Annotated in this window: 15 protein-coding genes; 9 read left to right on the top strand and 6 right to left on the bottom strand. The window is 67.3% G+C overall.

The genetic code is table 11. The features are described from left to right. The first annotated feature begins 145 nt into the window (after window positions 1-145). The 7 genes from ubiG (at window position 146) to HMPREF2924_RS00045 (ending at window position 6,568) form a co-directional block, all read left to right on the top strand. Window positions 146-844, top strand: a complete 699-nt coding sequence (gene ubiG, locus HMPREF2924_RS00075; protein ID WP_003091451.1) for a bifunctional 2-polyprenyl-6-hydroxyphenol methylase/3-demethylubiquinol 3-O-methyltransferase UbiG — start codon at window positions 146-148, stop codon at window positions 842-844. Next, on the top strand, window positions 841-1,521 hold the full coding sequence (mupP, locus tag HMPREF2924_RS00070; RefSeq protein WP_003119716.1) for an N-acetylmuramic acid 6-phosphate phosphatase MupP: 681 nt from the start codon (window positions 841-843) through the stop codon (window positions 1,519-1,521). The genes ubiG and mupP overlap by 4 nt, the downstream gene beginning before the upstream one ends. Before the next feature lie 63 nt (window positions 1,522-1,584). Next, window positions 1,585-2,325, top strand: a complete 741-nt coding sequence (locus HMPREF2924_RS00065; protein ID WP_003091453.1) for a YciK family oxidoreductase — start codon at window positions 1,585-1,587, stop codon at window positions 2,323-2,325. 158 nt (window positions 2,326-2,483) lie between these two features. Next, window positions 2,484-3,212, top strand: a complete 729-nt coding sequence (locus HMPREF2924_RS00060) for an IclR family transcriptional regulator (RefSeq protein ID WP_003091454.1) — start codon at window positions 2,484-2,486, stop codon at window positions 3,210-3,212. 15 nt (window positions 3,213-3,227) lie between these two features. Then, entirely contained in the window at window positions 3,228-4,163 is a 936-nt protein-coding gene (gene hutG / locus HMPREF2924_RS00055) for a formimidoylglutamase (protein ID WP_003130504.1), read from the top strand. A gap of 38 nt (window positions 4,164-4,201) precedes the next feature. Further along, window positions 4,202-5,416: a sodium/glutamate symporter gene (gene gltS / locus HMPREF2924_RS00050; protein WP_003130503.1), complete on the top strand. Its 1,215-nt coding sequence runs from the start codon at window positions 4,202-4,204 to the stop codon at window positions 5,414-5,416. A gap of 228 nt (window positions 5,417-5,644) precedes the next feature. Beyond that, on the top strand, window positions 5,645-6,568 hold the full coding sequence (locus HMPREF2924_RS00045; RefSeq protein WP_003091460.1) for a GGDEF domain-containing protein: 924 nt from the start codon (window positions 5,645-5,647) through the stop codon (window positions 6,566-6,568). Between the two features lie 103 nt (window positions 6,569-6,671). Here HMPREF2924_RS00045 and HMPREF2924_RS00040 read toward each other — a convergent pair whose 3' ends face one another. After that, window positions 6,672-7,049 carry a hypothetical protein gene (locus HMPREF2924_RS00040; RefSeq protein WP_003130501.1) on the bottom strand — a complete coding sequence of 126 codons (378 nt, stop codon included), beginning with the start codon at window positions 7,047-7,049 and terminating at the stop codon, window positions 6,672-6,674. A gap of 92 nt (window positions 7,050-7,141) precedes the next feature. Continuing rightward, window positions 7,142-8,302 (bottom strand): 23S rRNA pseudouridine(2605) synthase RluB, encoded by a 1,161-nt coding sequence (rluB, locus tag HMPREF2924_RS00035; RefSeq protein WP_003113439.1) that lies wholly within the window; start codon window positions 8,300-8,302, stop codon window positions 7,142-7,144. A gap of 147 nt (window positions 8,303-8,449) precedes the next feature. On the opposite strand from rluB, the gene HMPREF2924_RS00030 reads away from it, so the two are divergent. After that, entirely contained in the window at window positions 8,450-8,887 is a 438-nt protein-coding gene (locus HMPREF2924_RS00030) for an NUDIX hydrolase (protein WP_003107683.1), read from the top strand. Between the two features lie 89 nt (window positions 8,888-8,976). On the opposite strand, the gene HMPREF2924_RS00025 is transcribed toward HMPREF2924_RS00030, so the two are convergent. The 3 genes from HMPREF2924_RS00025 to zwf are packed head-to-tail and all read right to left on the bottom strand — an operon-like array spanning window position 8,977 to window position 11,829. Next, window positions 8,977-9,639, bottom strand: coding sequence for a bifunctional 4-hydroxy-2-oxoglutarate aldolase/2-dehydro-3-deoxy-phosphogluconate aldolase (locus HMPREF2924_RS00025; RefSeq protein ID WP_003130496.1), 663 nt, complete (start codon window positions 9,637-9,639; stop codon window positions 8,977-8,979). Between the two features lie 17 nt (window positions 9,640-9,656). After that, window positions 9,657-10,373 carry a 6-phosphogluconolactonase gene (gene pgl, locus HMPREF2924_RS00020; protein ID WP_003130495.1) on the bottom strand — a complete coding sequence of 239 codons (717 nt, stop codon included), beginning with the start codon at window positions 10,371-10,373 and terminating at the stop codon, window positions 9,657-9,659. Then, on the bottom strand, window positions 10,360-11,829 hold the full coding sequence (gene zwf, locus HMPREF2924_RS00015; RefSeq protein WP_003091465.1) for a glucose-6-phosphate dehydrogenase: 1,470 nt from the start codon (window positions 11,827-11,829) through the stop codon (window positions 10,360-10,362). The genes pgl and zwf overlap by 14 nt, the downstream gene beginning before the upstream one ends. Window positions 11,830-12,015: 186 nt before the next feature. Between zwf and HMPREF2924_RS00010 the strand changes: the two genes are divergently transcribed. Beyond that, a complete protein-coding gene (locus tag HMPREF2924_RS00010; RefSeq protein ID WP_003091466.1) occupies window positions 12,016-12,873 on the top strand; it encodes a MurR/RpiR family transcriptional regulator in 858 nt (285 codons plus the stop codon). A gap of 8 nt (window positions 12,874-12,881) precedes the next feature. On the opposite strand, the gene HMPREF2924_RS00005 is transcribed toward HMPREF2924_RS00010, so the two are convergent. Further along, window positions 12,882-13,733, bottom strand: a complete 852-nt coding sequence (locus tag HMPREF2924_RS00005; RefSeq protein WP_003112064.1) for a D-hexose-6-phosphate mutarotase — start codon at window positions 13,731-13,733, stop codon at window positions 12,882-12,884. Window positions 13,734-13,981: the final 248 nt, after the last annotated feature.

Raw genomic sequence — 13,981 nt, 5'->3', positions numbered from 1 at the left:
GGCGGGCCGGCCCGCTGCGACAAACTGACATAGGAAGGCGAACCGCCGCCGGCCCCATCCCTCCGCCAAAGCTGGCAACATGAAGGATTGGATTCCGCCGCGGCGGCCCTTCCCCCAAAGGCTTCACTCTTCAACGGGAACGATTATGAGCAACGTCGACCACGCCGAGATCGCCAAATTCGAGGCACTGGCCCATCGCTGGTGGGACCGCGAGAGCGAGTTCAAGCCGCTCCACGACATCAACCCGCTGCGCGTCAACTGGATCGACGAGCGCGCCGGCCTGGCCGGCAAGAAGGTGCTCGACATCGGTTGCGGCGGCGGCATCCTCAGCGAAGCCATGGCCCAGCGCGGCGCCAACGTCACCGGCATCGACATGGGCGAAGCGCCGCTCGCGGTGGCGCGCCTGCACCAGCTGGAATCCGGCGTCGCCGTCGACTACCGGCAGATCACCGCCGAGCAGATGGCCGAGGAAATGCCCGGGCAATTCGACGTGGTCACCTGCCTGGAGATGCTCGAACACGTGCCGGACCCGGCCTCGGTGATCCGCGCCTGCCACCGCCTGGTCAAGCCGGGCGGACAGGTTTTCCTCTCGACCATCAACCGCAATCCCAAGGCCTACCTGTTCGCGGTGATCGGCGCGGAGTACATCCTCCAGTTGCTGCCGCGCGGGACCCACGATTTCCGCAAGTTCATCCGTCCGTCGGAACTCGGCGCCTGGTCGCGCGAGGCCGGTCTCGAGGTCAAGGACATCATCGGCCTGACCTACAACCCGCTGACCAAGCACTACAAGCTGGCCAACGACGTCGACGTCAACTACATGGTCCAGACCCAGCGGGAGGCGTGAAGCGCATGCGGCTCAAAGCGGTACTGTTCGACATGGATGGCACCTTGCTCGACACGGCGCCGGACTTCATCGCCATCACCCAGGCCATGCGTGCCGCCCACGGCCTGCCGCCGGTGGACGAGCAACGGGTGCGCGACGTGGTCTCCGGCGGCGCGCGCGCGATGGTTGCCGCGGCCTTCGGCCTGTCGCTGGACAGCCCGGAACTGGAACCCCTGCGCCAGGAGTTCCTCGACCGCTACCAGGAGCATTGCGCGGTTCTCAGCCGGCCCTACGACGGCATCCCCGAACTGCTCGCGGCGATCGAGAAAGCCGGGTTGATCTGGGGCGTGGTGACCAACAAGCCGGTGCGCTTCGCCGAACCGATCATGCAGCGCCTGGGCTACGCCGAGCGTTCCAGGGTGCTGGTCTGCCCGGACCACGTGACCCGCAGCAAGCCCGATCCCGAGCCGCTGCTACTGGCCTGTAGCCAGCTCGGCATCGATCCGTCGAGGGTGCTGTTCATCGGCGACGACCTGCGCGACATCGAATCCGGCCGCGACGCCGGGACCAAGACCGCGGCGGTGCGCTACGGCTACATCCACCCCGAAGACAACCCCGCGCACTGGGGCGCCGACGTGATCGTCGACCACCCGCGCGAACTCATCGACGTTCTCGACCGCGCGCTCTGCGACTGCTGATCCGCAGCGCCGCCGACAGACAACGACCGCCGCCAGGCGGGTCATGCATTCAAAGGATTCGACATGTTCCAGTACTCCGCCCGCCCCGACCTGCTGAAAGACCGCGTGATCCTGGTCACCGGCGCCGGCCGCGGCATCGGCGCCGCCGCCGCCAAGACCTTCGCCGCCCACGGCGCCACCGTGCTGCTGCTGGGCAAGACCGAGGAGTACCTGAACGAGGTCTACGACGCCATCGAGGCCGCCGGCCATCCGCAGGCCGCCGTGATCCCGTTCAACCTGGAGACCGCCCAGCCGCACCAGTTCGAGGAACTGGCGGCAACCCTGGAGAACGAGTTCGGCCGCATCGACGGCCTGCTGCACAACGCTTCGATCCTCGGTCCGCGCTCGCCGATGCAACAGATTTCCGGGGAGAACTTCATGCGCGTGATGCAGGTGAACGTCAATGCCATGTTCATGCTGACCACCGCCATGCTGCCGCTGATGAAGCTCTCCAGCGACGCCTCGATCATCTTCACCTCGAGCAGCGTGGGCCGGAAGGGCCGCGCCTACTGGGGCGCCTATTCGGTATCGAAGTTCGCCACCGAGGGCCTGATGCAGACCCTTGCCGACGAACTCGACGGTACCAGCGCGATCCGCGCCAACAGCGTCAACCCCGGCGCCACCCGCACCAGCATGCGCGCCCTCGCCTACCCTGGGGAAAACCCGCTGAACAACCCCACCGGCGAGGAGATCATGCCGGTCTACCTGTACCTCATGGGGCCGGACAGCGCCGGCGTCAACGGCCAGGCCTTCGACGCCCAGTGATTCCCCGGCAGCCTCGCCGCCCGGCGAGGCTGCCCTGTCCTTCCCTTCCCTCTTCCCGTCCGGAACTTCCCATTCTTTTTGCATATTTTTCCCACTGAGTGGGAAAGTGGTTTCATTTTCCGGGAAATCGCCTTCACCCTGTGGGTCAAGGAGTTCCCATGTCGAAGCATTCCCCCACCGATCGCCTGCTGCAGATCCTCATTGCCCTTGGCCAGGCGCCCGAAGCCCTGTCTGCCAAGGAGCTGTCGCTGACCCTGGAGCAGCCGCTGAGCAGCACCTACCGGCACCTGAAGACCCTGTTGCGCTGGGGCCTGGCCGAAGAACAGGCCGGCCAGGGCCGCTACCTGCCCGGCCCGGCCTGCCTGCAACTGGCGAAGAAATTCGATCGCGAGGCCTCGCTGATCGGTCTCGCCAAACCGGAACTCAAGCGCCTGGCCGACCTGAGCCAGGAGAGCGTGGCGCTGATGGTGGCCAGCAACCAGCAGGCGATCTGCCTGGAACTGTTCGACAGTCCGCAGCCGCTGCGCTGCTGCTACCAGAAAGGGCTGGCGCAGCCGCTGTTGCATGGCGCCTCGGCCAAAGCCCTGCTGGCGCACCTGGAGGACGAACGGCGCGAGGAGCTGTACCTCGCCCAGGAACTCTCCGCCGAGCGTATCGACAAGCTGGAGCAGGAACTCCGGCTGATCCGCGAACAGGGCTACGCCGTCAGCCAGGGCGAGATCGACGAAGGCGTCTGGGGCATCAGCGTACCGCTGCTGGACAGCCGCCAGCGCCTGCACGGCGCCCTCAGCCTGATGGCCCCCGCCTTGCGCGCCCAGTCGCGCAGCGAACGCTTGCGGCAATGGACCCTCGACGCCGCCGCGCGACTTTCCGCGCGGCTGGACTGACCAACAGGAGTTTCGATGTACCCCGCCCCCGACATGAGCCTCTGGCAAGGCCGGATCGATAGCCAGGAAGGCGCCGACGCGCGGCGCTGGCACCAATGGATGCGCCCCTACGCAGACGACGCCGAAGCGGCCAGCGTGCTGCTCGGTTTCGCCAGCGACGAAGGCGTGCGCCGCAACCAGGGTCGCCAGGGCGCGCGCCACGGACCGCCAGCCTTGCGTCGCGCGCTGGCCAACCTGGCCTGGCACGGCGAGCAAGCGATCTACGATGCCGGCGACATCGTCGCCGGCGACGATCTGGAAGCCGCCCAGGAACGCTACGCGCAACGCGTCGCCGACCTGCTCGCGCGCGGCCACCGGGTGGTCGGACTGGGCGGCGGCCACGAAATCGCCTACGCCAGCTTCGCCGGCCTCGCCCGCCACTTGAGTCGGCATGAGCGCCTGCCGCGCATCGGTATCCTCAATTTCGACGCGCATTTCGACCTGCGCCACGCCGAACGGGCCAGCTCCGGCACGCCGTTCCGCCAGATCGCCGAACTCTGCCAGGCCAGCGACTGGCCGTTCGCCTACTGCTGCCTGGGCATCAGCCGCCTGAGCAACACCGCGGCGCTGTTCGACCAGGCCCAGCGCCTGGGTGTGCGCTACCTGCTGGACCGTCAGTTGCAGCCATGGAACCTGGAACGCAGCGAAGCCTTCCTCGACAGCTTCCTGCAATCCGTCGACCACCTCTACCTGACCGCTTGCCTCGACGTGCTCCCGGCCGCCCAGGCGCCCGGCGTCAGCGCGCCCTCGGCGCACGGCGTGGAGATGCCGGTGGTGGAGCACCTGGTCCGCCGCGCCAAGGCCAGCGGCAAGCTGCGCCTGGCCGACATCGCCGAACTCAACCCGCAACTCGATAGCGACCAGCGCACCGCCCGGATCGCCGCGCGCCTGGTCGACAGCCTGGTCAACTGATCGCCCTTTCGCCCACACAACAACAATAGAGCCCCGCCATGCCGACATTGCACCTGGACGCCCTGTCCACCACCGCCCTCGCCCTGCTCCTGCTCGCCCTCGGCAGCCAATTGAAGAAGCGCAGCCGCTGGCTGACACGTCTGTGCGTACCGTCGCCGGTGATCGCCGGCTTCGGCTTCGCCTTCCTGGTCTGGCTGCTCAGGGATCGCGGCTGGCTCGACATCGGCCTCGACACCAGCCTGCAGACGCCCCTGATGGTGGCGTTCTTCACCACCGTCGGCCTCGGTGGCAGCCTCGGCCTGCTGCGCAAGGGCGGCAAGACCCTGCTGGTCTACCTGTCGGCCTGCTGGGCGCTGGCGATACTGCAGAACCTGATCGGCGTCGGCAGCGCCGGGCTGCTCGGCCTCGACCCGCTGCTCGGGATCATGGCCGGCGCGGTGTCGCTGGAAGGCGGTTTCGGCGCGGCGGCGGCCTTCGGCCCGGTTGCGGAAGGGCTCGGCGCCCAGGGCGCGATCACCGTGGCGCTGGCCTCGGCCACCTTCGGCATGGTCGCTGGCGGGCTGCTCGGCAGCCCGGTGGCGCGCTGGCTGATCGAACGCAACCGCCTGCCGGTGCAGGCGGAAAGCGACAATCGGCTGGAAGCCCTCGGGCAGCAGGAGCGACGCCAGCATGCGGCGGCCACGCTGGACGGCAATCTCCTGCTGCGCCTGCTGACCTGCGTGCTGCTGGTGATGGTGCTCGGCTTCTGGCTCGGCGACGCGCTCCAGGAACGCCTGGGCCTGGTGCTGCCCAGTTATGTCGGGGCGATGTTCATCGCCATCGTCCTGCGCAACCTCGACGACCGGCTCGGCTGGCTGCGCATTCCGGACCACGCCGTCGGTACCCTGGGCGACGTCTGCCTGGGCATCTTCCTGACCATGGCGATGATGAGCCTGAAGTTCTGGGAGCTGGAGAACCTCGGCCTGCCGCTGCTCGGCGTACTGTTCATCCAGGTCGCGGTGCTGTTGCTGCTGACGATCTTCGTGCTGTTCCGCCTGCTCGGCCGCAACTACGACGCCGCGGTGCTCTGCGCCGGCTTCCTCGGCCACGGCCTGGGCGCCACGCCCAACGCGGTGGCCAACATGGGCGCGGTCTGCGAGCACTATCGGGTGTTCTCGCACAAGGCCTTCATCATCGTGCCCCTGTGCGGCGCGGTACTGATCGATCTCGTCGCCATCCCGGCGATCACCTGGTTCATCAACGCCTTCAGTTGAACCATGGCGGCGCTCCGCTAGCGGAGCGCCAGCTTTCCGACGAGCGCCTCGGCCACTCGCCAGCAAAACGCCATTATTCCGTCGAAATCTCTCCGAAATTCCTACAGAATGTGGAAACCATTCCTAGGAAAACCTGTCTGTGCCTCTGATTTCTCCGTTCTTCAGTTGGCTGGCACGAAACTCGCCTTAGCCCTACTGTCGCCGTCTTTCGCGCCAGAGGTTCCGCGCATGGCTCCTCCCAAGCAGTCCAATACCATCGATTTCGACGCCGCCAAGCAGAAGCGCGGCCCCCAGCCCGGCGGCAACGCCAGCGGGCCGCGCGCCAGCAACCTGACGGAGTTGCGCCAGCAACTGACCCTACAGTTGCAGAGCAGCCTGGAGGCGGAGCGGATTCTCGGCCTGTTCTTCGAGGAAGTCCGCCAACTGATCCCGCTGGACGCCCTTGGCTACCGCCATCCGGGCTCCGACCTGCGCCTGGAGTTCGGCAGCAGCGCCAAGCATTCGGTGAGCTATCGCCTGAGCCATGACAGCGACTACCTCGGCGAACTGATCTTCCGTCGCCGCCAGCGCCTCGGCGAAGACGAACAACGGCAACTGGAGAGCCTGCTCGGCACCCTGCTGTTCCCGCTGCGCAACGCCCTGCTCTATCGCGCCGCGATCCAGACCGCCCTGCGCGACGCCCTGACCGGCACCGGCAACCGCATCGCCATGGACCAGGCGCTCGGCCGCGAACTGGAACTGGCCCGGCGCAACCTGCAACCGCTCTCGGTGCTGATGCTCGATATCGACCACTTCAAGCGGGTCAACGACCACTACGGTCACACCGTCGGCGACGAAGCCCTCAAGGCCGTGGCGGAAACCATCAAGGACCACCTGCGCAATGTCGACATGGTGTTCCGTTTCGGCGGCGAGGAATTCCTCGTCCTGCTGTCCAGCACGCCGCTGCAGGCTGCCTGCATGGTCGGCGAACGCCTGCGCCAGGCGGTGGAGGAACTGGACTACCGGCACGCCGGCGAACCGCTGAAGCTGTCGATCAGCCTCGGTTGCGCCGACCTGCGGCCCGGCGAAGGCAGCGACGACCTGCTGCGACGGGTCGACGAGGCGCTCTACGAAGCCAAGCGCGACGGCCGCAACCGCCTGCGCTGCGCCTGAGGCTTACCGACTCGCCCCCGAAGCGCGGAGCAGGCGCATCGGGCGACGGCAGTAGCGACGGCTCTCACCGGCGCAGTCACGGTTTCCGCCAAGGTCCTGCCGCTTATGGCTGCGCCGGCTCGTCCGGGGCGCCATAGGCCTGGCGCAAGCGGACGCGCTTCTCCAGCAGCCAGCCGCTGGTTTCCTTGCCGTCTCGAGCCACGTACATGACGTTCAGCCACTCGCCGCTCGGCTTGTAGACAGTGATGAAGTCGCCGGGAGTCACGAAGACCCCGGTGACACAGTCGGCACGCGGCGCGCTGTGGAAATAGGCGCGCCCCTTGTCGATCACCTCGCCCTCCAGGGGCGGACGGAAGTTGACCTCGGGGCCGGCCGTCGCCTCGTCAAGGCTTGCACAGCTCTGCGCCGGCATCGCCGCATCCTCGGCCAGCCCGGCGACGCTCCATAGCATGCAGAGCGCGATAGCCAGGATCCTGTGCATTTCACCACCTCCTTGTGTGCGAGCGATCATTAGACACCGATTCCCAGGCATGAAAAAGGCCCCCGAAGGGGCCTTTCCAGGGCGCTTTCCGCTCAGCGGCGGAAGCCCGGACGCATACCGTCGCCGGCCGGTTTCGGCCGCCGCTTGACCTGCGGCTTGCGGGCCGCCGGCTTGTCGCCCGGCGCGCTGGCCGGACGCTCGTCGCGCGGCTTGCTCGGGCGCGGCTTGCGGTTGCTCTCGCGGGGCCGCTCGGCAACCGGAGTGCCCTGCTCGCGCCCCTTGCGCTCGGCGCTCGGCTGCGGACCGCGCGCGGGACGCGAAGCCGGCGCGCGACGAGCGGCATTCTCGCCGTCCTCGCGCCTTGGCGCACGCTTGCGCCCGGCTTCCGGACGCTCGCTGCGCGCCAGCGGACGGGCCTGCTTGCGCTGCTGGCGTTCGGCCTTCTCGCGCGCCTTGGTGGTCATGCCCGGCAGCGCCACCGGCTTGAGGCCGACTTCCTCGCTGAGGATGTCGATTTCGCGCTGGTCCATTTCGCGGTAGCGGCCCATGGTCAGCTCGGAGGTCAGGAACACCGGGCCGAAACGCACTCGCTTCAGGCGGCTGACCACCAATCCCTGGGATTCCCACAACCGGCGCACCTCGCGGTTGCGGCCCTCCATCACTACGCAGTGGTACCAGTGGTTGAAGCCTTCGCCGCCCGGCGCCTGCTGGATATCGCTGAACTTGGCCGGGCCGTCCTCGAGCATCACGCCGTTGAGCAGGCGCTCGATCATCTCTTCGGTGACCTCGCCGCGCACCCGTACCGCGTATTCACGGTCCATCTCATAGGAAGGATGCATCAGGCGGTTGGCCAGTTCGCCATCGGTGGTGAACAGCAGCAGGCCGGTGGTATTGATGTCCAGGCGACCGACATTGATCCAGCGACCGGTGCGCAGGCGCGGCAGGCGGTCGAAGATGGTCGGGCGGCCTTCCGGATCGTCGCGGGTGCAGACCTCGCCTTCCGGCTTGTTGTAGATCAGCACGCGACGGACACTCTCGGCGGCCTCTTCGCGGCGGATCAGGTGGCCATCGACGGTGATCGCATCGTGGCTGTCGACCCGCTGGCCGAGGCTGGCCACGCTGCCATTGACGTTGACCCGGCCTTCGGCGATCCACACTTCTACGTCGCGCCGGGAACCGACGCCGAGACGGGCGAGGACTTTCTGCAATTTTTCCCCGACCGGTACGTGGGGATTCTCTGGGGTATCGTTCATCTGGGCACCTCCCGGTGTGGCTGGCAACGAATCGAAGGGCGCGCATCATACGCGCTTCGTCAGGACAAAGCACCGTCCCCGGGCGGAAACCCGGACAATCCCGCTAGACTAGGCCGGGTTCACCCACCCCGCCACCCGGAGGCCCCGGTGCACGATGTCCCTCCCTTCAGCGGCGCCAAGCTGGCGCTGTTCTATGGCGACCACCTGGTCGTCTACAAACGCGACGAAAAACCCGGCATTCCCTTCCCCGGCTACTGGGACTTTCCCGGCGGCGGCCGCGAGGGCCTGGAGACGCCTGCCGAATGCGCCCTGCGCGAACTCGAGGAAGAGTTCTCCATCCGCCTGGAAGAACCTCGTATCGAATGGCAGCGACAGTATCCGAGCACCAGCGGCAGCGCGCCCTTCGCCTACTTCCTGGTGGCGCGCCTGGAGGACCGCGAATTCGAGGCCATCCGCTTCGGCGACGAAGGACAATACTGGCGATTGATGGAGGTGGACGCCTACCTCGCGCATGCCATGGCCGTACCCTACCTGCAGAGCCGGCTCGGCGACTATCTGCGGGAACGCCGGCGCATCGGCGAATAACGCGGATGACGTTAGCCGTTCCATGCCCCGGATAATCCGGACGGCATAAAAAAACCCGGCCGAAGCCGGGCATGCCCAGGCGGGCAGTCTCAGTGTCTGCGGTGCTCGGCGAAGCGCTCCAGGGCTTCGCGGCTGAGGCGCTCGACCTGGGCCCAGTCGCCGCGGTCGACCACGGCCTTGGGTAGCATCCAGGTGCCGCCGACGCACATCACGTTGGGTACCGCCAGGTAGTCGGCGAGATTGTTCAGACTGACGCCTCCGGTGGGGCAGAAGCGGATATCGGGGAATGGCCCCGAGAACGCCTTCAGCGCCGCCGGGCCGCCGCTGACCTCGGCGGGGAACAGCTTGAAGCGGCGGTAGCCGTGGCGATAGGCGAGCATGATCTCGGAAGCGCTGGCCACGCCGGGCAACAGCGGGACTTCGCTGTCCAGGGCGAAGCTCAGCAACTCGTCGGTGCAACCCGGGGTGACCACGAAGCTCGCCCCGGCCTTTTCCGCAGCAGCGAAGGTCTGCGGGTCGAGCACGGTGCCGGCGCCGATGCGCAGGTGCGGGCGCTCCTCGCTGAGGCGACGGATGGCGGTCAGCCCGTGCGCCGTGCGCAGGGTGATCTCCAGGGCGGTCAGGCCGCCGGCGGCGAGGGCATCGGCCATCGGCAGGATGTCCGCCTCGCGGTCGATGGTGATCACCGGGAGGATGCGCGCCTCCCGGCACAGCGTGTCGATGCGGGCGGTCTTCTGTTCAAGGTTGTGCATGGCTACAGCTCCGCCACTCAGGGGTACCAATGGATCGTCAGCGGCGCGCGGAGGAAGGCGCGAACCGGCATCCGCCGTTCGTCCTCGACCGCCAGCGCGGTGTTCAGGGTGGCCAGCTTGGACTGGCCCTGGATCGCCAGCAGCTGCACCTTCGCCGCCGCCAGCACGGCGCGCGGCAGGGTCAGGCGCTGGTGCGGCACGCTCGGCGCCCACATCGGCAGGCAACGGCGCGTGCCCTGGGGATCCATCGCCAGGTCCAGGCCAGGGCTGTTCGGGAACAGCGAGGCGGTATGGCCGTCGTCGCCCATGCCGAGGACCAGCACGTCGATCGGCAACGGCAGCTCGTGCAGGTGGTGGTCGGCCAGCTCGGCCGCTTCCTCCAGGCTCGCCGCCGGCTGGTAGAGGCCGATGAAGCGCGCCTTCGCCGCCTCGCCACGGAGCAGGTGGCGGCGAACCAGGCCGGCGTTGCTATCGGCATGGGACTCCGGCACCCAGCGCTCGTCGGCCAGGCTGAGGGTGATCCGCGACCAGTCCAGCGGCTCCTCGCTCAAGGCTTCGAGGAAGGCCACCGGACTGCGCCCACCGGACACCACCAGCAGCGCCTGGCCCTGCTCGGCCAGCGCCGAGCGCAACCGGCCGGCGACTTCGGCGGCCAGGCCGCGGGCCTGCTCGGCGGCGCTGCCCCAGACCTGCAGGCCGACGCCGGCCGGCAGCTTCAACTCAGAAATCGCCATACCAACTCCTCCCATCGCGGGCCACCAGGGCCACCGAGGCCACCGGCCCCCAACTCCCCGCCGGATACGGCTTGGGCGCTTCGCTCAGGCGTTCCCAGCCAGCGATCAGCTGGTCGCACCACTTCCAGGCGAACTCCACCTCGTCCTTGCGCACGAACAGGTACTGGTTGCCCTGGGTGACCTCCAGCAGCAGACGCTCGTAGGCATCGGGAATCCGCGCCGCGTGGTAGGTCTCGGAAAAACTCAGTTGCAGCGGGCCGGTACGCAATTGCATGCCCTTGCCCAGGCCCTGGTCCTTGGTCATCACTTGCAGGGAGATACCTTCGTCCGGCTGCAGGCGGATGATCAGCCGGTTGCTGATCAGCGAACGCTGCTCGGGAGCGAAGATGTAGTGCGGCGGCTCCTTGAAGTGGATGACGATCTGCGACAGCTTCTGCGGCATGCGCTTGCCGGTGCGCAGGTAGAACGGCACGCCCGACCAGCGCCAGTTGCGGATATCCACGCGCAGGGCGACGAAGGTTTCCGCGTCGCTGTCGCGATTCGCATGTTCCTCCTCCAGGTAGCCCGGCACTGCCTTGCCGTCGCTGAAACCGGCGGTGTACTGCCCACGCACCACGCGCGAAGCCAGTTGTTCGGCGGGAATCGGCTCGAGGGCGCGGAGCACCTTGACCTTCTCGTCGCGAATGCTGTCCGCCGAAAGGTCGCTGGGCGGATCCATGGCGATCAGGCAGAGCAGTTGCAGCAGGTGGTTCTGCACCATGTCGCGCAGTTGCCCGGCCTGGTCGAAGTAGCCCCAGCGGCCTTCGATGCCGACCTTCTCGGCCACGGTGATCTCCACGTGGGAGATGTGGTTCTGGTTCCACTGGGTCTCGAAGAGGCTGTTGGCGAAGCGCAGGGCGATCAGGTTCTGCACCGTCTCCTTGCCCAGGTAATGGTCGATCCGGTAGATGCGGCTTTCCGGGAAGAACCGGGCGACTGCCTCGTTGACCTCGCGGGACGACTCCAGGTCATGACCGATGGGCTTCTCCAGCACCACCCGGGTGCGCTCGGCGAGACCGGCGGCGGCGAGGTTCTCGCAGATGCCGCCGAACACCGAGGCCGGCGTGGCGAAGTAGGCGACCAGCGGCAGTTCGTCGTCCACCGCCTCGCGCAAGCCGACATAGGCCTGCGGGTCGAGGAAGTCCATGCTCAGGTAGTCGAGGCGTTCGCGGAAACGCTGCCAGACCGCGTCGTCCCACTCCTTCGCCGGCACCGCCAGGCGCAGGCGCTGCTCCAGCGTCGCCAGGTGTTCGGCGGGAGCGCCTTCGTCACGGGCCAGGGCCAGGACGCGGGTATCGCGGTGCAGCAGGTTCTCGCGATCGAGTTGGTAGAGCGCCGGGAACAGCTTGCGCAAGGCGAGATCGCCCAGCGCACCGAACAGCGCTAACGTGCAAGGCAGAACGCGGACATCAGGCATTTGTTGTTACCAACCAAATATTGAGTGATATTGAGCCATCCACTGCGCAATTAAGACAAATATGTAGTAATTAAACAACATATTTTTCCCAGCCCGCCACGCTGTTGGTCGCATGCCGGCCTGACGTTAGGATAGGCGCCGCCGCCGGCCCTTCCCCGCCGGGCCGACAGAACACGAGGAACCCGGATGAAAAACCTGCTGGAGCAGATCCAGAGCCGCCTGGACGAACTGAACAAGGCGGAGCGCAAAGTCGCCGAGGTCATCCTGCAGAACCCGCAGCAGGCCACCCGCTTCAGCATCGCCGCCCTGGCCCAGGCGGCAGCGGTCAGCGAACCGACGGTGAACCGCTTCTGTCGCTCCTTCGGCATGAGCGGCTATCCGGAACTGAAGATCCAGCTGGCCCAGAGCCTGGCCAGCGGCGCTGCCTTCGTGACCCAGGCGGTAGCCGAGGACGACGGGCCGGAAGCCTATACACGGAAGATCTTCAGCAACACCATCGCCTCCCTCGACAGCGCCCACAAGCTGCTCGACCCACGCGTCATCGACCGCGCCGTGGACCTGTTGATCCAGGCCCGGCAGATCCACTTCTTCGGTCTCGGCGCCTCGGCCTCGGTAGCGCTCGACGCGCAGCACAAGTTCTTCCGCTTCAACCTGGCGGTGAGCGCCCAGGCCGACGTGCTGATGCAACGGATGATCGCCTCGGTGGCGCATACCGGCGACCTGTTCGTGGTGATTTCCTATACCGGACGCACCCGCGAGCTGGTGGAGGTGGCGCACCTGGCGCGGGAGAACGGCGCCTCGGTGCTCGGCCTGACCGCCGCCGGCTCGCCGCTGGCCAGGGCCAGCACCCTGTGCCTGGACATCCCGTTGCCGGAAGACACCGACATCTACATGCCGATGACTTCGCGGATCGTCCAGCTCACCGTGCTCGACGTACTGGCCACCGGAGTGACCCTGCGCCGCGGCGTGGACTTCCAGCCGCACCTGCGGCGGATCAAGGAAAGCCTGGTGCCGACCCGCTATCCCCTCGACGAGGACAACTGACCGCCCGCCTATTGCAGGCCGGCGGCGAGACTCAGGCGCATGCGTTCGCCGGGCGCCAGGATCAGCCCACCCGGGCGGTAGCCAGCGGCGCCGATACAGAGGAAGCGTTCCGCTTCGCCCGGCTCGACCTGCTCCACCGGGCGGCTGCCGGGGTGCCAGATCACGCTGCCGGCGCTGACGTTCTTGTCGATCCGCAAGCGGCGGTTCCAGCCGCCGTCCTCCAGCACCAGCGATCCGGGATGGTAGAGCACCTGCTTGACCGCGCCGCGCGGTATCCAGGTTCCCGGAATCCGCGAAGCGCCGCGCTGGCCGCGAGCCGACTCCAGCTCCATGCCGTGCACCACCACCCGGCTCAGCGCGCCGACCCGCCAGTAGGGCTGCAGGGCGAAGCTGAACAGGCAATCGTCGTCTTCCTCATGGTAGCTGCACAGCTCCAGCTCCAGGCGCTGGCCAAGGCGCGCATCGAGGCGCACGTGCCAGTCCTCCAGGTCCAGTTGCCAGCTCACCACCACCTTGCTTTCGTCGGCGTAGGCATCCAGCAGGCGCCATTCGCGTTGCCGCGCCCAGCCCTGCTGCGGCCATTCGCTGCCGTTCGGATGGCTGCCGAACCACGGCCAGCAGACCGGGATGCCGCCGCGCACCGGCGCGCTGCTGAGGGCCGGCCATTCGCTGGCGCACCACAGCAACGGGCGTTCGCCCTGCGGCTGGAAATGCAGGAGCTGCGCTCCTTGCCGACTGAATACGGCCTGGCACAGCGGATGGTCGATCAACAGCAGATCGCGACGTTGGAAGCGTACCCAGTCGAACGGTCGCTTGGCCCGCATGGAATGAAAGAAACGCTGCAGCGGATGCTCAAGCATGTCCGATTGTCCTACCCTCTCCCCTTCCCGGAAAGCCCGGGCGTGCATCCGTGTAGTTTTACTACATTTCGCACGCAAGCCCCAAATGATCGGCACAGGAAAAGCGTAGTCGGTTTGTAACAGGCAGCCGGGAAGAGCGGTCGCCGGAAAAAAACGGCCCGCCCGAAACGCTCGGGCGGGCCCAGGCACAACACCGGAGCAGGCAACGCGACGGTCAGAACACCGTCTGGATCTTGATCCCCGCCACC

Origin of the sequence: Pseudomonas sp. HMSC063H08 (genome assembly GCF_001813645.1) — a bacterium.
GTDB classification, from domain to species: Bacteria; Pseudomonadota; Gammaproteobacteria; order Pseudomonadales; family Pseudomonadaceae; genus Pseudomonas; species Pseudomonas aeruginosa.
Note: the sequence above shows the minus strand (reverse complement) of the source record. Positions and strands in the feature narration are given on the sequence as shown.